Raw genomic sequence first — 19,387 nt, 5'->3', positions numbered from 1 at the left:
TATGAATAAAGCACTGTACAACTGGCTCCACGACCTTGGGGTTGCCTTGGGTTTGATTCCGCCGCCCTTGCAGCCGGTTCCCATACCGACTGACGAAAAGCAGCGCCCTCGCCAGCCACGACGCCGCTGAGCGAGCGAAGCCCGTTCTCCCGTTTTGGGTAGAGCGGCTTTTTTGTTCCGATCAGCGTTTCTGCTCCCGGCACGTCCGCTGCCAGGTTCCGTCTGTTCAGGCGGCTTAATGCCGCCTGATGCAACCCCGCTCCGCCCCCCTGTCATGCCTCCCGCTTCATGCGCTCATCCCCGTTCATTGCGACCTGTTTCAGCCAGCTGCGACATTGGGTTAAACATTGCGTTGATGTATTTCGTCAGGATGCAATAATTTCCTGCGGCTACGGCCTCCTATTTGAAAGCGCTCTGCTACATATCAACCTTGCGCCTATTTTTCTCACATTTTCATCCTGCAAGGATCGCCGAAGATGCGCACGAACCTGCCCGTCACCGAGCACGAAAGAACCTTCCCCGGCGATCAGCGCCTGATCTCGACCACCGATCTGGATAGCCGAATCACCTACTGCAACGAAGCGTTCGTGGCCATCAGTGGCTTCACCTATGACGAGTTGGTGGGTCAGCCCCACAATTTGGTACGTCACCCGGATATGCCCGCCGCGGTGTTTGGCCATATGTGGGACACCATCAAGCAGGGCAAGCCCTGGATGGGAATCGTCAAAAACCGGGCAAAGAACGGTGACTATTACTGGGTCAGTGCCTATGTCACGCCCATCTACGAACAAGGCCGCGTCAGTGGTTACGAGTCAGTGCGTTCAGTGCCCAGCCGCGCGCAGATCGCACGTGCCGAGCGCCTGTACGCACGCCTGCGCAGTGACCGCGCCGCGTTGCCTTGGGTGGCACGTGTGCGTCAGCGCCTGGGGACTGGCTGGCCGCTTGCCGCCGCCGGGGTGATATCGGCGTTCGCCTATGCCAGCCTGCCGGCCTACGCTGCGCTGGCGGTACTGATGACCAGTCTGCTGCTGGCCTGGTACGTCATCGAACGCCAGCACAGCCAAGCCATCCAGCGCACGCTGGCCGCACACCCCAAGGCTTTCACCAGCCCGCTGGTGGCGCTGACCTATAGCGCCAGCCCCGGGCTGCATGGGCAAATGGACCTGGCCATCCTGAGTGAAGAAGCACGCCTGCAAACGGCCCTGACCCGGCTTGAGGATGCAGGCGTGGGGGTCAAGGACCGGGCGTCACAATCCTCGAAATTGTCAGACACCCAGGCCGCGATGCTTGACCGTCAGCGCAGTGAGACGGATCAATCGGCCACTGCCATCGCCGAGATGGCAGCCACCATCCAGCAGGTCACGCAGAACGTTCAGAACACGGCCCATGCTGCCGGTGACGCCGATCAGCTCGCTCAGCGCGGCAGCGAGCTGGCCCAGCAGAGCCTGCACGCCATGGACAGCATGAGCGAGGCGGTCAGTGACATTGGCCAGGCCGTCAATGCGCTCGCTCAGCAGACCCAGTCCATCGGCAGCGTGGTCGATGTGATCACTGCCATTGCCGAGCAGACCAACCTGCTGGCACTCAACGCTGCTATCGAAGCAGCCCGTGCGGGAGAGCAAGGGCGGGGGTTTGCCGTGGTGGCCGACGAGGTCCGTTCGCTGGCCCAGCGTACCCGCACCTCGACCGAGGAAATTCACCAGATCATCGCCACCCTGCGCGCCGGTGCCGAGCGGGCGGTGAGTTCCGCCGGCCACGGTGAACGCATCGCGCGCGACAGCAGGCAAAGCGTCGAGGCCGTGCAGAACGCGCTGGTCGGCATCGCCCAGGCGGTCAGCAGGATCACAGGCATGAGCCAGCAGATGGCTGCCGCTTCCGAACAGCAAAGCCATGTGGCCGAGGACATCAACCAGCAGATCACGCGCATTGCCCAGTTGTGCGATCAAAGCGCCGGGCAGGCACGGCAAGGCGCGCAAATCAGCCAGGACCTCGAACGCATGGCCGACTACCTCTATGGCTTGGCCGAGCGCTTCAATCGCTGATCGCCAATGCCTGCGTTGGGCGCGCTTTGGCCTGAAGGCGTGCCAGTTGATCTGCGATTGTGTGGCACACTGCGCGGCCAAGGAGATCCCATGTCCAGACCCCGCTGCGAGCGCTGCCTGCGCCCCCTCGACCATTGCCTCTGCGCCTTGATACCTGCGATCAGCAGCAGGACCCGCGTGTTGCTGCTGCAGCACCCAAGCGAGGCGTCTCATGCGCTGAACACGGCTCGCCTGGCAGCGCTTGGCCTGGTCAATGCCCAGTTGCACGTAGGTGAGGTATTCAAGGACCTGGATCAATGGCTGGCAATGCCAGGTTATCGGCCAGTGGTGTTGTTCCCGGGCGCGGACTCACAAGCGCTCGGGCCTTACACGCAGACCGACGGCATGCCGTTGTTGCTGGTCGTGCCGGACGGCACCTGGCGCAAGGCGCGCAAGTTGATGTACCTCAACCCGCTGCTGGCGGCTCTGCCGAAAGTAACCCTAGGGAATGTGACGCCGTCACGCTACCGACTGCGCAAGGCCCCGGAGGCAGGCGCGCTATCGACCATCGAGGCGGTGGTGCAGGCCTTGAACGTGCTCGAGCAACCGGTCAGCTTCGACGCCGTGCTGGCGCCGTTCGAAGGCCTGATCGAAGGGCAGATCCAAGCCATGGGGGCAGGCACCTACCAGCGTAATCATCGCAAGGACACAGGGGCGCCCTGAGCGGCGCCCCGGTGCAATCAGCGCATCTCGGGCAGATGGGCTTCGGTGCGCACCTCGGTGGCAGCATAGGCGTCAGGCGGCAGCGAGATGCGCTGCTTGCTCAACAGCTCGCCCATGGTGGCCAGTACCCGGTAGCGGGAATAGGCCTCGGTGTAACGTACCTCGGTGTAACGACGGTCGGCGTTGTACAGCTCGTTCTCACTGTCGAGCACGTCAAGCAGGGTGCGCTGGCCAAGGCCAAACTGGTCCTGGTAGGCAGCACGTACCCGTTTGGTGGTGTCGGCGTATTCGCGCGCGGTAGGCAACTGCTTGCTGGCGTTGTTCAAGGCGTTCCAGGCCAGGCTCAGGTTTTCGGTCAGCTCGCGCAGTGCATTGTTGCGAATGTCCATAGCCTGGTTGATCTTGTGCGCATCGGAGTTCAGGCGTGCCTTGTCGCTGCCACCGCGGAACAGGTTGTAGTTCATCTCTACGCCTGCCTGCCAGTCGTTGTTGCTGTGGCCTTTTTCACCGCCGGTGTTGTTGTTGGCACCGGTGGCCAGAATGGCATCAAAGCGCGGGTAGAAGGTCGACTTGGCAACCTTGTACTGCTCTTCGGCAGCGTTCACGTCTGCCTGTGCCGACTTGATGTAGGGGTTGTTCTGGCGCATGCCTTCGCGTGCTTCTTCCAGCGTTGCAGGCATCTGCACGGCAACCGCTTGCGGGTCTTCCAGCTCATCCGGCACACGGCCTACGACGCTGAAGAAGTTGGCCTCGGCATCGGCCAGGTCGACCTCTGCGGTATCCAGGTTGTTTTCCGCCAGGGCGCGACGGGCACGGGACTGGTCTAGGTCAGCCGTGCTGCCTACGCCCCGTTCGTTGCGCAGGCCGATCTGGTCGTTCACTCGCAGGTGGGCTTGCAGGTTGTTCTTGGCAAGGCTCACCAGTTCGCGGCGCTTGAGCACTTCCAGGTAGACCTCGATGGCGCGCAAGGCAACGTCCTGAGCCACCGCCTGGGTGTAGTACGCACGGGAAGTGGAGACCGCTTGGGTGCGGCCCACCTCGCTGGAGGTGTTGAACCCATCGAAGATCATCTGCCGCAGGCGCAGGTCGGCCTGGGAGTAGTTGAGGGTTTCTTTGTTATGACGACCTTCTGCGCGCGTATTGGCGTTGTCAGAGCGCTGACGGCCGTAGCCCGCCACCAAGTCGACGGAGGGGTAGTAGCCGCCACGGGCGAACTTCACATCTTCATCAGCAGACAACTTGCTGTTGCGGTTCGAGCTGACCTGGGGGTGGTAGTCCACGGCGCTTTGGACAGCTTCGGTGATCGACATCGCCTGCACGTGGGCACTTGCCAGAGCCAACAGCAACGCGCTGGTGATGGGGTTCAAAAGACGCATGGGTACCTCTCCCTGATCCTGGTTTTTCCTGCAGATCGCCAAAAAAATGACTATATTTTGATGCCGTATAGTGTTGCAGGTTTTTAAGCCCACAGCTAAGTACATTCACTGGAATGAGTAAGAAGATTTATTCATATCAACGTGCCATGTTCGACATTAATTGTCTAACGATTAGTAGGGTTGCTGCTGAGTCAGGCGCCACTCGGCGCCGTCCAGATGGCGCTGGACATGGGCTACAGGCAGTTCCAGAACGGATTTAGATAAAAAACCAGCACGGAAGGCCAAATTGATATTTGGCGACAAATTATTGTCACTTACGCGGTGTATAGGTTTTTTGTCGAAGAATGTAGACAGTGACGCCCACCGCACTGGCCAGCATGAACAGCCGTGCCCAAGGAAACGCAACCAGGTAGCAGGAAACGGCGATACTCAACCACATCAGGCCTAGGGCGTAAGCCTTGGCTTTGAGCGGCATCCCCTCGCCCCCGAGATAGCCCCTGATCCAGGGCCCCAGGCGAGGGTGGTTGACCAACCAGTTGTGAAAGCGCGGCGAGCTGCGGGCAAAACACGCCGCTGCCAGCAGGAGAAACGGCGTGGTCGGCAGTACCGGCAGGAAGATGCCGACCACGCCCAGCGCCACGCTCAGCCAGCCGATGGCCAGCAACAGGTAGCGCATGCCGGCTTAGTGGTGACGGGGCTTGAGCAGTGCCGGTTTCTCTTCCGGAGCATGCAGCAGCAGGAACAGCGCGGTCAGGGCCTCGGGAATCTGCACGATCATGTCGTCCTGGAGGCTGGCATTACTGGCGATGTCGGCAAATTCAGGCTGCTCGTCGAACAGGCCAGAACCGACCATGATCGGTAGCAGCATCTCGCTCACTTCTTCCTCGGCGTTCTCGAACCAGGCTTCCTCACGCAGGAAAACCCCTTCCATGAAGCCGATGCACCAGCCGCGCAGGTCGGAGTCGTCTGGGTCATCGCCCAGATCCAGGTCGCACGGCAGTTCGAACTCGTCATCGCTGGCCAACTGGCGCGCGATATGGCCTTTGAGGGCAACCAGGGTGACTTCGATCTCCTCGCGCTGGGCCTCGCTGGCGTAGTGCGGTTCTTCGGCGAACAAGGCGTCGATCCATTCGCGCTCGGGCACCTCCTCGGCGTTGATCGACAAGGCAGTGAGGTAGCCGTGGGCGGCGACATAGTCCAGCGCTTCTTCGTGCAGCTCATCGGCGTCGAGGAAGGCTTGCAGGCGGGTCAGTTGCTCGGCGAAGGACATTACGGGGCTACCTTGGGAATAAACGATACCGAATTCTAGCACCTTGCAGCGTCAGCGGGGCAAAGACACGCCCATCGCAACGGTGCCAGTGCAGGGGGTGGGTGCGGTATACTTGGCGGTTTCCAGCCAAAGGCCCACCGTTGTCGGGCCCTTGGCAAAAACCGCTTACGCATTCGGCGTGTGCGGCGCGGGTTTTTCGTCCAGCCTGTAGCGGGGTGGTACGGCGTTTTTGGAGTTGCACATGCTCGAACAGGCTCAGCGCGTTCTCAAGGACATCTTCGGCTACGACAGCTTCCGAGGGCGCCAGGCAGCGATCATCGAATGCGTAGCCAATGGTGGCGATGCCCTGGTGCTGATGCCCACAGGTGGCGGCAAGTCGCTGTGTTTCCAGGTGCCGGGGTTGCTGCGCCCAGGCTTGACCGTGGTGGTGTCGCCGTTGATCGCACTGATGGACGACCAGGTCGCCACGCTCGATGAACTGGGGGTGTCGGCCGCTGCGCTGAACTCCACGCTCAACGCCGAGCAGCAACGTGAGCTGGCCGGGCGCCTGCGCCGCGGCGAGGTGAAGATGCTCTACCTGGCGCCAGAGCGCCTGGTGCAACCGCGCATGCTCGATTTTCTGCGCGACCTGGACATTTCGCTGTTCGCCATCGACGAAGCCCACTGCGTATCCCAGTGGGGCCACGATTTTCGTCCCGAATACTTGCAACTGGGCCAACTGGCCGAGCTGTTCCCCCATGTACCCCGCATCGCGCTCACCGCCACAGCGGACATGCGTACCCGGGAAGAAATCGTCCAGCGCCTGCACCTGCAGGGGGCCGAGCGCTTTCTCTCGAGCTTCGACCGGCCGAACATCTTCTACCGCATCGTCCCCAAGGAAGCGCCCCGCAAGCAGCTCATGGCGTTTCTCGGCGAACGCCGTGGAAACGCAGGTATCGTCTATTGCCTGTCGCGCAAGAAAGTCGACGAAACCGCTGCCTTTCTCTGCGACCAAGGCTTCCCGGCGCTGCCATACCACGCCGGTCTGCCGGCTGAAACGCGCTCGGCCAACCAGCATCGGTTCCTCAACGAAGAAGGGCTGATCATGGTCGCGACCATCGCCTTTGGCATGGGCATCGACAAGCCCAACGTGCGTTTCGTCGCGCACTTGGACCTGCCAAAGTCGCTGGAAGCCTACTATCAGGAAACCGGTCGCGCCGGTCGTGACGGCCTGCCTTCGGACGCCTGGATGGCGTACGGCCTGCAGGACATGGTCATGCTAAAGCAGATGCTGCAGAACTCCGAAGGTGACGAGCGCCACAAGCGCATCGAGCAGCACAAGCTCGACGCGATGCTTGCCTTGTGTGAGGAGACACGTTGCCGACGCCAGACCTTGCTGGCGTACTTCGATGAGACGCTGGAACAGCCCTGCGGGCACTGCGACAACTGTGTCGACAATGTGCAGACGTGGGATGCCACCGAGCCTGCCCGTCAGGCGTTGTCAGCGGTATTTCGTACTGGCCAGCGTTATGGCGTGGGGCATTTGGTGGACGTGCTGCTGGGCAAGCAGACCGAGAAAGTGACCAATTTCGGACATGACAAACTGTCGGTGTTCGGCGTCGGCAAGGCGCTGGCCGAGGCCGATTGGCGCTCCCTGTTCCGCCAACTGGTGGCCCGTGGCCTGGTGGATATCGACCTGGAAGGCTACGGCGGCCTGCGCCTATCGGACAGCTGCCGGCCGCTGTTGCGGGGCGAGGTCACGTTGCAACTGCGCCGTGACCTGAAGCCGCAGACCGTGGCCAAGGCATCGTCTTCTGGCGGCGGCAGCCCGGCCAGCCAGTTGGTGCGCGCAGAAGAACGCGAATTGTGGGAAGCGCTGCGCACCTTGCGCCGCAAGCTTGCCGAAGAGCACCGCGTCCCGCCTTACGTCATCTTCCCGGACTCCACCTTGCTCGAGATGCTGCGCAGCCAGCCGGTGACCCTGAGCGACATGGCGCAGGTCAGCGGTGTTGGCGCCCGCAAGCTGGAACGCTACGGGCAGGCTTTCCTGGAAGTGCTCAATGGCAGTGGCGGTACCCCTGAGGCGCCGAAGGTGGTACTGGACTTGCGTCATGAGTTGGTCAGCCTGGCCCGCGCCGGCATGACGCCGGCGCAGATCGCCGGCCAGCTCGACTGCACGGAAAAGAATGTCTACAGCCTGCTGGCCGAGGCGTTGGGGCGTCAGGAGCTTAACCTCGAACAGGCGCTGGACCTGCCGGAAGATCTTCTGTCGGAGATCCAGGATGCCTTCCTCGACGGCGAAGGCGAATTGCCACCCGTTTCCACCATTGCGCCGTTGTTCGGATCACGTGTGCCAGACGGCGTCTTGCACTGCGTGCGTGCCGCCTTGGCGGCAGAGTTCGAGCTGTAACGATGCACGCTGCCTTGCCCCAAGCGGTTTGCTGATCCGTGTCATGCCAGCGCATGTTTCCCCTGCAGCAGCGCGACCGGACGGCTTGCCTCGTCGCGCCGCGCATGATTAGCTGCCTAACAATTAGAACTGTTCAACGAGTCGCTTTATGCCCCTGACCGACAATCAACACCGCTTCGGCATGCAGCTTGCCCAGATGTCCCGTGGTTGGCGTGCCGAGCTTGATCGCCGCCTGGCCGGCCTCAATCTGTCGCAGGCGCGGTGGCTGGTGCTGCTGCACCTGGCGCGGTTCGAGGAGGCGCCCACCCAGCGCGAACTGGCCCAGAGCGTCGGCGTCGAGGGCCCGACCCTGGCGCGGTTGCTCGACAGCCTCGAAGGGCAGGGGCTGGTGCGCCGCCAGGCCGTTGTCGAAGACCGGCGGGCCAAGAAGATTGTGCTGTGCCCCCCGGCCAAGCCCCTGATCGAGCAGATCGAGACCATCGCCAATCAGCTACGCATCGAGCTTTTCACAGGTGTCGACGAAGCAGACCTTGAGGTCTGCATGCGGGTCCATGCCAAGATTCTGGGCAACCTCGAAAAGCCCTGATCCATCGATTGCGAGGGGTATCACATGACCGAGCCAAAGCCTGAAATCGTCATCACCTATTGCACCCAGTGCCAGTGGCTGTTGCGTGCCGGCTGGCTGGCCCAGGAGCTACTCAGTACGTTTGGCCAGGACCTGGGGCAGGTGGCCTTGCAGCCGGGCAGCGGCGGCGTCTTTCGCATCACGTGCGATGGCGTGCAGGTGTGGGAGCGCAAGGCCGATGGCGGCTTCCCCGAAGCGAAGGTGCTCAAGCAGCGCATACGCGATCAGATCGATCCACAGCGCGACCTGGGTCACAACGATCGCTGACCGCCCTGGCCGTGTCGATACCGCAGGCAGTCTGGCCCTTTGGCGTCAGAGGCGCACCTTGCCCAGTAGCACGTCCCTGAACATCGCAAAATCCCCCAGCAGGCTGTAGAAGGGATAGGTAAAGGTCGCTGGCCGATTCTTCTCGAAAAAGAAATGACCTACCCAGGCCAGGCCGTAGCCGACCACGGGCACGGCGAGCAGCAGCATCCACTTGCCGCTACCAATGGCATAGGCCAGCAGGGCAATGACCAGGCTGGTGCCCACGAAGTGCAGACGGCGGCACGTGGGATTGCTGTGCTCACTGAGGTAGTAGGGATAGAACTCGGCGAAGGTTCGGAATTGCGCTGTGCGGTCCATGACACTGCTCCGGAAGGTTGACTGGCGAATGATAGACACGGCGTGGAGCCTGATTCGAGTCTAGAGTCACTGACGAGGCGTACCAGTGACAATAGGCGCCAATTGAGTATCCTTGGGGTTCACCGCAGGAGCGGTCAGCATAAGAAGCGTGCCATGAGCGAAAGAACCACCTCCGCCAGCTGGGCATCTGGGATCGTCAAGGCGCTGGAGCTCGAAGGGCTCGATTGCCAGGCCATGTTCAAGCAGCTGGGGCTGGACTTCGCTGCTCTCGATGATCCGGATGCGCGCTTCCCGCAGGACGCCATGACCCGGCTCTGGCAACTGGCGGTGGAGCTGTCGGGCAATGAAGCAATCGGCCTGAACATGGCGCGCGTGGTCAGGCCTGCATCCTTTCATGTGGTGGGCTACGCGCTGATGTCCAGCCGTACCCTGGCCGAAGGCTTCGCACGGCTGGTGCGCTATCAGCGCATCATTGCCGAAAGTTCTGACTTGAGCTTCATCCTCACCCCTGAAGGCTATTCGCTGATCCTGACCGTGCACGGCGACCACTTGCCGCCCACCCGGCACAGTGCCGAGGCGTCGCTGGCCTGTGCGCTGTCCTTGTGCAAATGGCTTAGCGGCCGGCCAGTGCAGCCGCGGCGGGTACTGATACAGGGGCCACCGCCCAAGCACCTGGAACCCTACAAGGTAGCCTTTCATTCCCCGTTGATCTTCAATGCCCCCCACGATGCTCTGGTGTTCGAGCGGGCTGACATGGAGGCACCCCTGCCCACGGCCAACGAAGCCATGGCCGTGTTGCACGATCGGTTCGCCGGTGAGTACCTGGCACGTTTCTCGGAGAGCCGGGTGACCCATCGGGTGCGTCAGGTGCTGTGCCGCATCCTGCCCCAGGGCGAGCCCAAGCGTGAAACCCTGGCACAGGCACTGCACCTGTCCCAGCGCACCTTGCAGCGCCGGCTGCAAGACGAGGGCACCAGCTTCCAGGCGTTACTTGACGATACCCGGCGCGAATTGGCCGAACAGTACCTGGCCCAGCCCAACATGACCTTGCTGGAAACCGCCTACCTGCTTGGCTTCGCCGACCCTAGCAACTTCTATCGGGCCTTTCGCCGTTGGTTTGGCGTCACGCCCAGCGAGTACCGGGCACGCCTGGGCACCGATCTCGACGCCGTCAGTGACGCCAGAAAGCCGGCATGCACAACACCAGCACGGTGATGATTTCCAGCCGGCCCAGCAGCATGCCGCCGGCCAGGATCCACTTTGCAGCGTCGGGCAGTTTGGCGTAGTTGCCGGACGGCCCGATCACTTCGCCAAGGCCGGGGCCCACACCGGACACCGTCCCGGCCGCGCCGGTCAGGGCGGTCATCCAGTCGACCCCCAGCAATGACAGCAGCAATGCCATCACGCAGATGGTGATGGCGAAGAAGAAGGAAAACGTGAGGATGGAGCGTACGATTTCTTCGTCGAGGCGATGCCCGTTGTACTTCTGCTTGATCACCGCCCGGGGGTGTATCAACTGGTTGAGGTTAGCCTTGAGCAGGATGTAGGCCACCTGGAACCGGAATATCTTGATGCCGCCGGCCGTCGAGCCGGAGCACCCGCCCACGAATCCCAGGTAGAAGAACAGCATCAACGAAAAATTGCCCCACAGGCTGTAGTCACCCAACGCAAACCCTGTGGTGGTCACGACCGAGGTCACGTTCAGTGCGACGTGACGCAAGGCATCGAGCCAGTGCAGGTTGGTGGTGTACCAGTACCAGGTGCCCAGTATCACCCAGGTCGCGACCAGCATGCCCAGCAAGCCTTGCACCTGTTGATCACGTATCAGGGCCCCGCGGTTGCCGCGCAACGTGGCCACGTACAAGGTGAACGGCAGGCTGCCGAGGATCATCACCACCACGGCCACCCAGTGCACGGCGGGCATGTCCCATTTGGCCAGGGACTGGTCGGACGTTGAAAAACCGCCGGTGGAGATCGCCGACATGGCGTGGTTGATCGCATCGAACGGGCTCATGCCGGCCCACCAGAACGCCAGGGCACCGAAAATGGAAAACCCGACATAGACCCCGACGATGGACTTGGCGACCATGTGCGAGCGCGGCATCACCTTCTCGGAGCGGTCCGAGGATTCGGTCTGGAACAGCCTCATGCCGCCGATGCGCAACAGGGGAAGAATGGCCACCGCCATGGCGATGAAGCCGATGCCGCCCAGCCAGTGCAGCATCGAGCGCCACATCAGGATGCCGGGCGACATGCTGTCCAGGCCGCTGAGTACGGTAGCGCCAGTGGCGGTGATGCCCGACATGCTTTCGAAAAACGCATCGGTGTAGCTGATGTGCTGCGTAAGCAGAAAGGGCAGGGCAGCGAATACGCACACCACCACCCAGGAACACACCGTCAGCAGGTACATGTCACGCGGACGCAAATGCACGTGCTCCGGCCTGCCGGGCACTACCAGCAGCAGGCCCGCCACGAAGGTGATCAGGCTCGACCAGAGAAAGGACGGCAGGTCGCTGGTGCGTTCGAAAATCACCAAGGTAGCCATGGGGACAGCCATGCCCACGGCGAGGGTGATGAGGAAGATGCCGATGATGAAACCAATGATCCTTAAGGTCGGCAACGCCATGTGTTCTGCTCGGGCTCGAAACGGAAGGGCGCCATTCTACCTGTGGGGCGCAAAGGCTCAAGGCCAAGCTGCATCTTCATGCTGCAGGTCTCGGACGAGGTCGGGCTTGCAGCCTGGGGCCGGGCCCTTGAGAATGGCCGCACATTCATGTTCCAGGAGGGTAGCCGATGGAGGCTCTCGACGCATTGCTCAACCGGGTTTCGGTCCCGCGCCTGACCGACCCTGCGCCCAACGATGCCCAGCGTGAGGCCTTGTTTCAGGCTGCGCTGCGGGCCCCGGACCACGGTCAGCTACGCCCGTGGCGCTTTCTGACCATCGAAGGCCAAGCACGCGAGCGGTTGGGTGAACTGTTCGCCAGCGCGGTTCAGAAGCGCGGTGATGCCAGTGAGGCGGCATTGAGCAAGGCCCGCGCCATGCCGCTACGCGCGCCCTTACTGATCGTGGTCATTGCCCATTTGCACAAGCAGCACCCCAAGGTCCCAGTGCTCGAGCAGCAACTGGCAGCAGGGTGCGCCGCCCACGGCATACTGATTGCCGCGCACGCCCAGGGCGTGGGTGCCGTATGGCGTACCGGAGACCTGGCCTTCGATGCCCATGTTCATGAGGGCCTGGGCTTGGAAGAAAACGAGGAGCTGCTTGGCTTCCTGTATGTGGGTACGCCCATGACCGAGGCTCGCACGGCGCCTGTGCTCGCCACTGCCGACTTCGTCAGCGCCTGGGGCGACTGACCGCCCAGCCCGCCGCGTTTGACCCAAGCCGCTGGCCTTGGCGCAGACCTGCGTGGTGGCGCTAGCTGCCAGGTGCTTCTGCCACCGGCAGCTCCAGGGTTGCGACAAAACCGCCTTGTGGATGGTTGGCCAGTATCAGTCGACCGCCGTGGCGCTCTGCCGCCTTGCGTGCAATCGCCAGCCCAAGGCCGTGTCCAGGGGCTTTTTGCCCCGGCGCCCGGAAAAACGGCTCGCCCAGCTGGGCCAGGTGCTCAGCTGCCACGCCGGGGCCTCGGTCACGTACGCAGACCCTGAGCACGTCGTCCTCGCGCCAGGCGCTCAGCTCCACGGGTTGACCCGCGGGGGTAAAGCGCAGTGCATTGCGCAGCAGGTTGTCCACCGCACGCTCGATCAGGGTCGGCCAACCTTGCAAGGTCAACCCGGGTTGCGCTTCGAGGCGCACGTCATGCTCGGGTGCCGTCAGTTGCGCGTCCTTGCGCACGCTGCCCAGTAGCGCGTTGAGATCGACCGTTTCGGCATGGGCCTGGTCGGCATCCACGCGCGCCAGGGTCAAAATCTCACTGATCAGGTCTTCCAGCCGGTCGCATTCGCGGGTCAGGCGCGGCCACAAGGCCTGGCGTTGCTGCGGCTCGGCACGTTCGGCCAGGGCCAGGGCGATGCGCAGACGGGCCAGCGGAGAGCGCAGCTCGTGGGACACATCGCGCAGCAACTGGCGCTGGCTGGCGATGGTGCTCTGCAAGCGAGCACCCATCTTGTTGAAATCCTTGGCCAGGACGCCGAATTCGTCGCGCCTGCCGGCCAGTTGCGCCAGGCTGTTCTGCTGGTAGGTACTCTGCCCCAGGTCGTGCACCGCGCCACGCAAGCGGCTCAGGGGGCGGGTAATGGACAGTGTGACGAACAGGCTGAACAGGGTCAGCACCACCAGGGCGATGCCCAGTGCGCTCAGCGGCCAGAGCAGGCTCTCGCGGTGCCAGGCATCGAGGGCAGGGTGGGGGATGCGGTAGATCAGCAGGTAGGACGCCTTGCTCTCGGGGCTGGTGTATTCCTCGGTCAGGCGGCGCCACGGCAGGCGCCGCTCATCGTTATGCTGCCTGGCTTCGAGTGCAGCCGCGCGCCGGGGAAAGGTGCCTGGCACCACAGCGTCGCCGCTGTCGTCCAGTACTTGCACGTCGATCTTGTAGCGCGCCTTGCGCCTTTCGAGAAAATGCTGCGCTGCGTCCGGGCCTTCCTGTTCGTAGTGCCTGGCCCATTGGCTGGCCAACGTGTTCAGCCCCGGGTGACGGCTTAGAATCCAGGCGTCCTGGTTGAGCGTGTGCGCCAGCAATATCGACAGCCCAGCTACCAGGGCGATGGCGAGCCAGAAGCTGGCCAGGATGCGCCAGAACAGTGAACGCACGTAGACCTCCCCAAACGATGAAAGCCCGCCGTGCACCAGGCGAACCTGGCGCACAGCGGGCGCTGACAGTGGAGCTTACTGGGACTTGCCGGCTTTTTCAGCTTTCCAGGCCTGGAACTCCTGCCACTCCGCTTTCTTGGCGGCGCGTTCCTTTTGCAGTTCGTCGAACTTCTTCTGCTGGTCTGGCTTGAGCAGGTTGCGTACCGCAGCGTCGGTCTTGTCGCGGCTGGCCTGCATCTCTTCTTTCATGGCTTTCTGATCGGCCGCCGGCAGCTTGCCAAGGTAACGCTCGGTGATGTCGTGGCGCTGTTTCATCTGATCGCCCATCAGCTTGCCGATCTGGTCGCGCTGTTCGCGGCTCAGGTCCAGTTCGTGGAAGGCCGGGCCGCCGCGATGATGCGGGCCATCATGGCGCGGGCCGCCGTCGGGCATGGCCATGGCAACGGTGGGCAGTGCGGCGGCGAACAGCAGGGCGGTAAGGGTCTTGCGCATGGTGTCTCTCCTCTCATGGGCCGGCGATCACCGGATGAGCACAGTCTAGGGAGATGATCGTCAAGCGCGGTCAGGGCACGGTAAAGGGAACGTAAAGGCCAGTTCCCTTTCCTGGCATCAGACTGACGCAAGTACTACAGGCAGTAGTAGTAGCCGCGGCTGCGCAAGGCGATGATGCGGGGGCGGCCGTCGGCGTGCGGGCCGATCTTCTTGCGCAGGTTGCTCACGTGCATGTCCAGGCTGCGGTCGTAGAGCGTCAGCCGGCGACCAAGGCCGATCTGCGCCAGCGCCTGTTTGTCCAGAGGCTCGCCCGGTTGGCGCAGCAATGCTTCAAGAATGCGGCTCTCGGACAGGGTCAGGGTCAGCTCGCGACCGTCGATGCTGGCCACCCCGCGGGCAGGGCTGTAGACCAGGTCGCCCAATTCCAGCTGGCTGGTGGCCGGGGCTGGATGGCTGCGGCGCAACACGGCGCGCAGCCGCGCAGTCAGCTCGCGTGGGTCGCACGGCTTTGCCAGGTAGTCGTCGGCGCCCAGTTCAAGGCCCAGGATGCGGTCCAGCGGCTCGCCGCGGGCCGACAGCATCACCACGGGCAGGTCGGCATGCTCGCTGCGCAGGCGCTTGAGCAGTTCAAGACCGCTACCGTCGGGCAGCATCACATCCAGTACCACGGCCGCTGGCGCACGTTCGGCCAACGCCTGGCGTGCAGCCTGGCCATCGTGGCAGGCCCGCACAGTGAACCCTTCCTGGGTCAGCCAGCTGCTGAGCAGCTCGCACAGCTCCTGGTCGTCATCAATCAGTAACAGCTCGCTCATGACTCACTCAATTCAACCATTGACGGCGACGCGTTGGTCCGCCAGCCGGAAAGATACCCCAGTCTTGAGGTCAGCTGCCAACTGGCGATGCCAAGCACGCCTTCTAGGCGAGGTGTTTCAAGGCAGCACTTGCTTGAAGGGCTTGACCACGACCTGGTCGTAGACGCCGGCAGCGATGTAGGGATCGGCATCGGCCCAGGCTTGGGCGGCGGTCAGGGAATCGAACTCGGCCACGATCAGGCTGCCGCTGAAGCCTGCCTCGCCTGGGTCGTTGCTGTCGATGGCCGGGTGCGGGCCGGCCAGTACCACCCGGCCTTCTGCCTTGAGCTGCTGAAGGCGCTCGATGTGGGCCGGGCGCGCAGCCGAGCGTTTTTCCAGGGAGTTAGCGACGTCGCTGGCAATGATGGCGTAGAGCATGTCAGTCCTTGGGTTTGGAGGCAGAGGAGGTATCTTGCAGGTGGCGCGACAGGTACAGCCCTTGTGCCACCAGGAACAGCACGGTCATGCCCAGGCTGCCGAACACCTTGAAGTCGACCCAGAACGCTGGGAAGGTGAAGGCGACGAACAGGTTGGCGGCGCCGCAGAACAGAAAGAACGCGATCCAGGCGAGGTTCAGGCGGGCCCAGATGGCATCGGGCAAGGTCAGCGCATGGCCCATGATGCGCTTGATCAGTACCCGGTCGCCAATGAAGTGGCTACCGGCGAAGGCCAGGGCGAACAGCCAGTTCACCACCGGCGCCTTCCACTTGAGGAAGGTTTCGCTGTGAAAGGCCAGGGTCAGGCCGCCAAACACCAGGCAGGCGACCAGCGTCAGCCACTGGCCTTTCTCGAGCTTGCGCTGGCGCAGGAACAACGCGCCGTACACCACCAGCGAGCTGATGATCAGCATGGCAGTGGCACTGTAGATACCACCGAATTCGAAGCTGTGCCCGGCCAGCTCGACGGGCCGTGGGTCCAGTTTGTAGACGATGAAGAACAGCAGCAGCGGGATGAAATCGATGAATTGTTTCACAATGGCAGCCAGAACCGGGATGTGACGGCATAATAACAAACATCGAATCCAGCGAAAGCGCTACTCCATGAATGTTGATCTGCACTGTCACAGCACGGCCTCCGACGGCGCCCTGTCGCCTTCGGCCCTGGTCGCCCGGGCCTTCGAGCATGGGGTGCGTACGCTGGCGCTCACCGACCACGATACCCTAGAAGGCCTGGCCGAAGCCCGCCAGGCCTGCCGCGAGCACGGCATGCAATGGGTCAGCGGCGTCGAGCTGTCCTGTACCTGGGGCGGCGCAACCATCCACATACTCGGTTACAACTTCCCCGTAGATGCACCGCCCTTGCTGGCGGCGATCGAGGCCCTGCACCGTGGCCGCTGGTTGCGTGCCGAGGAAATCGACAAGCGCCTGGCAGCCAAGGGCATGCCAGGAACGCTGGCAGGTGCCCGGCAAATCCAGCAGGCGCTCGGTGACAGTGGCAATGCCCCGGCCCGGCCACATTTTGCCGACTACCTGGTGCATGCCGGCCACGTCAAAGACCGGGGCGAGGCCTTCCGCAAATGGCTCGGTGCCGGCAAGCTCGGTGACGTCAAGCAACATTGGCCATCGTTGGAGGAAACCGTTGCCACCCTGCGCCAGTCAAACGCATGGGTGAGCCTGGCGCATCCCATGCATTACGAGCTGACGCGCAGCAAGCGCAGGCGGCTGATTGCCGACTATATTCAGGCAGGCGGGCAGGCGCTTGAAGTGGTCAATGGGATGATGCCGGCCGAACAGGTGGGCACCCTGTCCATCCTCACCCGTGAGTTCGGGCTGCTGGCAAGTGCTGGCAGTGACTTCCACGGCCCCGGCACCTGGGGCGAAATCGGTGCCTATCGGCCTTTGCCCGAGGACCTGCCACCTGTGTGGCACCGTTTCAGCCATGAACAGCCATTGCCGGTTTGAACAGGACGACGACGTGAGCCAATTTTTCCAGATTCACCCGGAAAACCCACAGCCGCGACTGATACGCCAGGCGGTCGAGATCATCCGCAAGGGTGGGGTAGTGGTCTACCCCACCGACTCGGCCTATGCGCTGGGTTGCCAGATCGGTGACAAGTCGGCCATCGAGCGGGTGCGCCGTTTGCGCGGGCTGGACAAGACCCACAATTTCACCCTGATGTGCTGCGACATGTCCCAGTTGGGCTTGTACGCCAAGGTCGATACGGGCACCTTCCGCCTGCTCAAGGCCCATGTGCCGGGGCCCTACACCTTCATTCTCAACGGCACGCGCGAAGTGCCGCGCCTGTTGTTGCATGAAAAACGCCGCACCATCGGCCTGCGCGTGCCGGACCATGCCATTACCCTGGCACTGCTTGCCGAGCTGGGTGAGCCCTTGATGAGCGTGAGCCTGATCCTGCCCGGCGACGCCGAACCCATGACCGACCCCTACGAAATTCGCCAGCGTCTGGAGCACCATGTCGACCTGGTCATCGATGGCGGCTACGGTGACCTCAAGGCGTCGACCATCATCGACCTGTCAGGCGATGAACCCGAACTGATTCGCGAAGGCTGCGGCGACCCTACTCCGTTCATGGTCAACGCGTGACCGCCGAGCCGTTCGCCCAGGCAGCGGCCGAGCCGGCCGAGCTGCCAGGCCAGTTGCAGCTCGCGCTGGTCTACGGCGAGGCCGTGACCGAGCTGCCGCTGGACTTGTACATACCCCCCGATGCCCTGGAGGTCATTCTCGAAGCGTTCGAAGGGCCTTTGGACCTGCTGCTGTACCTGATTCGCAAGCAGAACATCGATATCCTCGATATCCCGGTGGCAGAAATCACTCGCCAGTACATGGGCTACGTCGAGTTGATGAAAACCGTGCGCCTTGAGCTGGCTGCCGAATACTTGGTGATGGCCGCCATGCTGGCCGAAATCAAGTCGCGCATGTTGCTGCCGCGCAGCGTCACGGTCGAGGAGGAGGAGGGCGACCCACGCGCCGAGCTGATCCGACGTCTGCAGGAGTATGAACGCTTCAAGGCGGCCGCCGAAGGCCTGGACGGGTTGCCCAGGGTCGGTCGTGACCTGGTCGTGCCGTGCCTGGAGGCGCCCCAGGCAAAGGTACGCAAGCTGTTGCCGCAGGTCAGCCTGCCGGAGCTGCTGGCGTCCATGGCCGAAGTGATGCGCCGCAACGACCTGTTCGAAAGCCACCAGATCAGCCGAGAGACCCTGTCGACCCGGGAACGCATGGGGCAGGTGCTGGAACGCTTGAAAGACGGTGGTTTCGTGCCCTTCATCGATCTGTTCGCGCCCGATGAAGGCAAGCTGGGGGTGGTGGTCACGTTCATGGCTGTGTTGGAGCTGGTGAAGGAAACCCTCGTCGAACTGGTGCAAAATGAAGCCTTTGCCGCCATCCATGTGCGGTTACGCCCTGCTCCTGCCGAAGACGCCCATGAACCTGAATGACCCCCGCGACCTGGCCCCGTTGATCGAAGCCTTCCTGCTGGCCTCTGGCAAGCCTCAATCGCTTGAGCGCTTGTACGAGCTGTTCGAGGAGCCCGAGCGGCCCGAGCCGAAGACGTTCAAGCGAGCACTCGAAGTGCTAGGCAAATCGTGCGCCGGTCGGGCGTTCGAGCTCAAGGAGGTGGCCAACGGTTATCGGCTGCAGATTCGCGAGGATTACGCGCCTTGGGTCGGCCGGCTGTGGGAAGAGCGCCCGCAGCGCTATTCTCGGGCGCTGCTCGAGACCCTGGCGCTGATTGCCTACCGCCAGCCCATCACCCGTGGCGAAATCGAGGACGTGCGTGGCGTCGCGGTCAATAGCAACATCGTCAAGACGTTGGTCGAGCGCGAGTGGATCCGTGTAGTGGGCCACCGGGAAGTGCCCGGACGGCCGGCTCTGTTTGCCACGACCAAGGCATTCCTGGACCATTTCAACCTTCGCAGCCTGGATGAGCTGCCAGCGCTCGCCGAATTGCGCGAGATGGAGCCCGAGCCCTTGCTCGACCCGGACGATGCCCCGGTACCGGCGCACCTGCAGGCCCTGGCCGACGCCAGCCTGGGCGAGGACGAGGAGGCTGAGCCGGTCAAGGACGAGACCAGCTTTCGCAGCCTGCTCGTGGAGCTCGACGCCATGGAGCAGGGCCTCAAGACCGATTTCGACGATGTGCTCCAGCACGACCCTGATGCCGAAACGCCGTTGGAGGGGGAGCCGAGCGAGCAGGCCTGATCGCCTCAACTCGATCTGCTGTGGCCATGGGCCAGGCCGTCGAGCAGGGCCCGCCTGGCAGAAAGTCGTGGCAGAGGGTGGAAAAGCTTCTACCCTCCCATGCATTCA

The 19,387-nt window shown here is 62.9% G+C and carries 22 protein-coding genes; 12 read left to right on the top strand and 10 right to left on the bottom strand.

The genetic code is table 11. The features are described from left to right. Nucleotide 1 precedes the first annotated feature (1 nt). From MOP87_RS21795 to MOP87_RS14525, 3 genes are all read left to right on the top strand, one after another. Nucleotides 2–130 (top strand): PA1414 family protein, encoded by a 129-nt coding sequence (locus tag MOP87_RS21795; RefSeq protein WP_023533827.1) that lies wholly within the window; start codon nucleotides 2–4, stop codon nucleotides 128–130. A 346-nt stretch (nucleotides 131–476) separates the two neighbouring features. Next, nucleotides 477–2,042, top strand: coding sequence for a PAS domain-containing methyl-accepting chemotaxis protein (locus MOP87_RS14530; protein ID WP_028688036.1), 1,566 nt, complete (start codon nucleotides 477–479; stop codon nucleotides 2,040–2,042). Nucleotides 2,043–2,132: 90 nt separating this feature from the next. Then, on the top strand, nucleotides 2,133–2,744 hold the full coding sequence (locus MOP87_RS14525) for a DTW domain-containing protein (protein WP_027915887.1): 612 nt from the start codon (nucleotides 2,133–2,135) through the stop codon (nucleotides 2,742–2,744). Between the two features lie 17 nt (nucleotides 2,745–2,761). Here MOP87_RS14525 and MOP87_RS14520 read toward each other — a convergent pair whose 3' ends face one another. From MOP87_RS14520 to MOP87_RS14510, 3 genes are all read right to left on the bottom strand, one after another. Beyond that, nucleotides 2,762–4,120 (bottom strand): TolC family outer membrane protein, encoded by a 1,359-nt coding sequence (locus MOP87_RS14520; protein ID WP_023533803.1) that lies wholly within the window; start codon nucleotides 4,118–4,120, stop codon nucleotides 2,762–2,764. 310 nt (nucleotides 4,121–4,430) lie between these two features. Then, nucleotides 4,431–4,796 (bottom strand): YbaN family protein, encoded by a 366-nt coding sequence (locus MOP87_RS14515; RefSeq protein ID WP_028688035.1) that lies wholly within the window; start codon nucleotides 4,794–4,796, stop codon nucleotides 4,431–4,433. A 6-nt stretch (nucleotides 4,797–4,802) separates the two neighbouring features. Further along, nucleotides 4,803–5,390, bottom strand: coding sequence for a UPF0149 family protein (locus tag MOP87_RS14510; protein ID WP_059183734.1), 588 nt, complete (start codon nucleotides 5,388–5,390; stop codon nucleotides 4,803–4,805). A 241-nt stretch (nucleotides 5,391–5,631) separates the two neighbouring features. On the opposite strand from MOP87_RS14510, the gene recQ reads away from it, so the two are divergent. From recQ to MOP87_RS14495, 3 genes are all read left to right on the top strand, one after another. Beyond that, nucleotides 5,632–7,779 carry a DNA helicase RecQ gene (recQ, locus tag MOP87_RS14505; RefSeq protein ID WP_027915891.1) on the top strand — a complete coding sequence of 716 codons (2,148 nt, stop codon included), beginning with the start codon at nucleotides 5,632–5,634 and terminating at the stop codon, nucleotides 7,777–7,779. Nucleotides 7,780–7,927: 148 nt separating this feature from the next. Next, a complete protein-coding gene (locus MOP87_RS14500; protein ID WP_023533772.1) occupies nucleotides 7,928–8,365 on the top strand; it encodes a MarR family transcriptional regulator in 438 nt (145 codons plus the stop codon). Nucleotides 8,366–8,389: 24 nt separating this feature from the next. After that, nucleotides 8,390–8,671, top strand: coding sequence for a SelT/SelW/SelH family protein (locus MOP87_RS14495; RefSeq protein WP_128610291.1), 282 nt, complete (start codon nucleotides 8,390–8,392; stop codon nucleotides 8,669–8,671). 45 nt (nucleotides 8,672–8,716) lie between these two features. On the opposite strand, the gene MOP87_RS14490 is transcribed toward MOP87_RS14495, so the two are convergent. Beyond that, on the bottom strand, nucleotides 8,717–9,028 hold the full coding sequence (locus tag MOP87_RS14490; protein WP_028688034.1) for a DUF962 domain-containing protein: 312 nt from the start codon (nucleotides 9,026–9,028) through the stop codon (nucleotides 8,717–8,719). 153 nt (nucleotides 9,029–9,181) lie between these two features. Here MOP87_RS14490 and MOP87_RS14485 point away from each other — a divergent pair, with 153 nt between their 5' ends. After that, nucleotides 9,182–10,243 (top strand): AraC family transcriptional regulator, encoded by a 1,062-nt coding sequence (locus MOP87_RS14485; RefSeq protein WP_104926434.1) that lies wholly within the window; start codon nucleotides 9,182–9,184, stop codon nucleotides 10,241–10,243. Here MOP87_RS14485 and MOP87_RS14480 read toward each other — a convergent pair. Next, complete coding sequence (locus MOP87_RS14480; protein ID WP_027915895.1) at nucleotides 10,200–11,654, bottom strand: TrkH family potassium uptake protein; 1,455 nt, start codon at nucleotides 11,652–11,654, stop codon at nucleotides 10,200–10,202. The genes MOP87_RS14485 and MOP87_RS14480 overlap by 44 nt on opposite strands. Before the next feature lie 167 nt (nucleotides 11,655–11,821). On the opposite strand from MOP87_RS14480, the gene MOP87_RS14475 reads away from it, so the two are divergent. Next, nucleotides 11,822–12,382, top strand: coding sequence for a nitroreductase family protein (locus MOP87_RS14475; protein ID WP_242809721.1), 561 nt, complete (start codon nucleotides 11,822–11,824; stop codon nucleotides 12,380–12,382). A 61-nt stretch (nucleotides 12,383–12,443) separates the two neighbouring features. On the opposite strand, the gene MOP87_RS14470 is transcribed toward MOP87_RS14475, so the two are convergent. The 5 genes from MOP87_RS14470 to MOP87_RS14450 all read right to left on the bottom strand — a co-directional run bounded on the left by MOP87_RS14470 (nucleotide 12,444) and on the right by MOP87_RS14450 (nucleotide 16,094). Further along, on the bottom strand, nucleotides 12,444–13,778 hold the full coding sequence (locus tag MOP87_RS14470) for a sensor histidine kinase (RefSeq protein ID WP_088523390.1): 1,335 nt from the start codon (nucleotides 13,776–13,778) through the stop codon (nucleotides 12,444–12,446). Nucleotides 13,779–13,853: 75 nt separating this feature from the next. Then, nucleotides 13,854–14,270, bottom strand: coding sequence for a Spy/CpxP family protein refolding chaperone (locus tag MOP87_RS14465; protein ID WP_027915898.1), 417 nt, complete (start codon nucleotides 14,268–14,270; stop codon nucleotides 13,854–13,856). Between the two features lie 134 nt (nucleotides 14,271–14,404). Continuing rightward, nucleotides 14,405–15,082, bottom strand: a complete 678-nt coding sequence (locus MOP87_RS14460) for a response regulator transcription factor (RefSeq protein WP_027915899.1) — start codon at nucleotides 15,080–15,082, stop codon at nucleotides 14,405–14,407. A gap of 117 nt (nucleotides 15,083–15,199) precedes the next feature. After that, nucleotides 15,200–15,499, bottom strand: a complete 300-nt coding sequence (locus tag MOP87_RS14455) for a YciI family protein (protein WP_242809719.1) — start codon at nucleotides 15,497–15,499, stop codon at nucleotides 15,200–15,202. Between the two features lies 1 nt (nucleotide 15,500). Continuing rightward, on the bottom strand, nucleotides 15,501–16,094 hold the full coding sequence (locus tag MOP87_RS14450) for a septation protein A (protein ID WP_027915901.1): 594 nt from the start codon (nucleotides 16,092–16,094) through the stop codon (nucleotides 15,501–15,503). Nucleotides 16,095–16,161: 67 nt separating this feature from the next. Here MOP87_RS14450 and MOP87_RS14445 point away from each other — a divergent pair, with 67 nt between their 5' ends. From MOP87_RS14445 to scpB, 4 genes are all read left to right on the top strand, one after another. Next, the gene (locus MOP87_RS14445; protein ID WP_027915902.1) at nucleotides 16,162–17,022 is read left to right on the top strand and encodes a PHP domain-containing protein; all 861 of its coding nucleotides are present in this window, start codon (nucleotides 16,162–16,164) and stop codon (nucleotides 17,020–17,022) included. Nucleotides 17,023–17,035: 13 nt separating this feature from the next. Then, a complete protein-coding gene (locus MOP87_RS14440; RefSeq protein WP_023533818.1) occupies nucleotides 17,036–17,665 on the top strand; it encodes an L-threonylcarbamoyladenylate synthase in 630 nt (209 codons plus the stop codon). A 125-nt stretch (nucleotides 17,666–17,790) separates the two neighbouring features. Next, nucleotides 17,791–18,516 (top strand): ScpA family protein, encoded by a 726-nt coding sequence (locus MOP87_RS14435; RefSeq protein WP_161780421.1) that lies wholly within the window; start codon nucleotides 17,791–17,793, stop codon nucleotides 18,514–18,516. Beyond that, on the top strand, nucleotides 18,503–19,279 hold the full coding sequence (scpB, locus tag MOP87_RS14430) for an SMC-Scp complex subunit ScpB (RefSeq protein WP_027915905.1): 777 nt from the start codon (nucleotides 18,503–18,505) through the stop codon (nucleotides 19,277–19,279). The genes MOP87_RS14435 and scpB overlap by 14 nt, the downstream gene beginning before the upstream one ends. The last annotated feature ends 108 nt before the right edge of the window (nucleotides 19,280–19,387 follow it).

Source organism: Pseudomonas sp. I3-I5 (assembly GCF_022699445.1).
In the GTDB taxonomy this organism is placed as follows: Bacteria; Pseudomonadota; Gammaproteobacteria; order Pseudomonadales; family Pseudomonadaceae; genus Aquipseudomonas; species Aquipseudomonas fulva.
The sequence above is the reverse complement of the archived record's forward strand: the minus strand, read 5'-3'. Positions and strand labels throughout refer to the sequence as shown.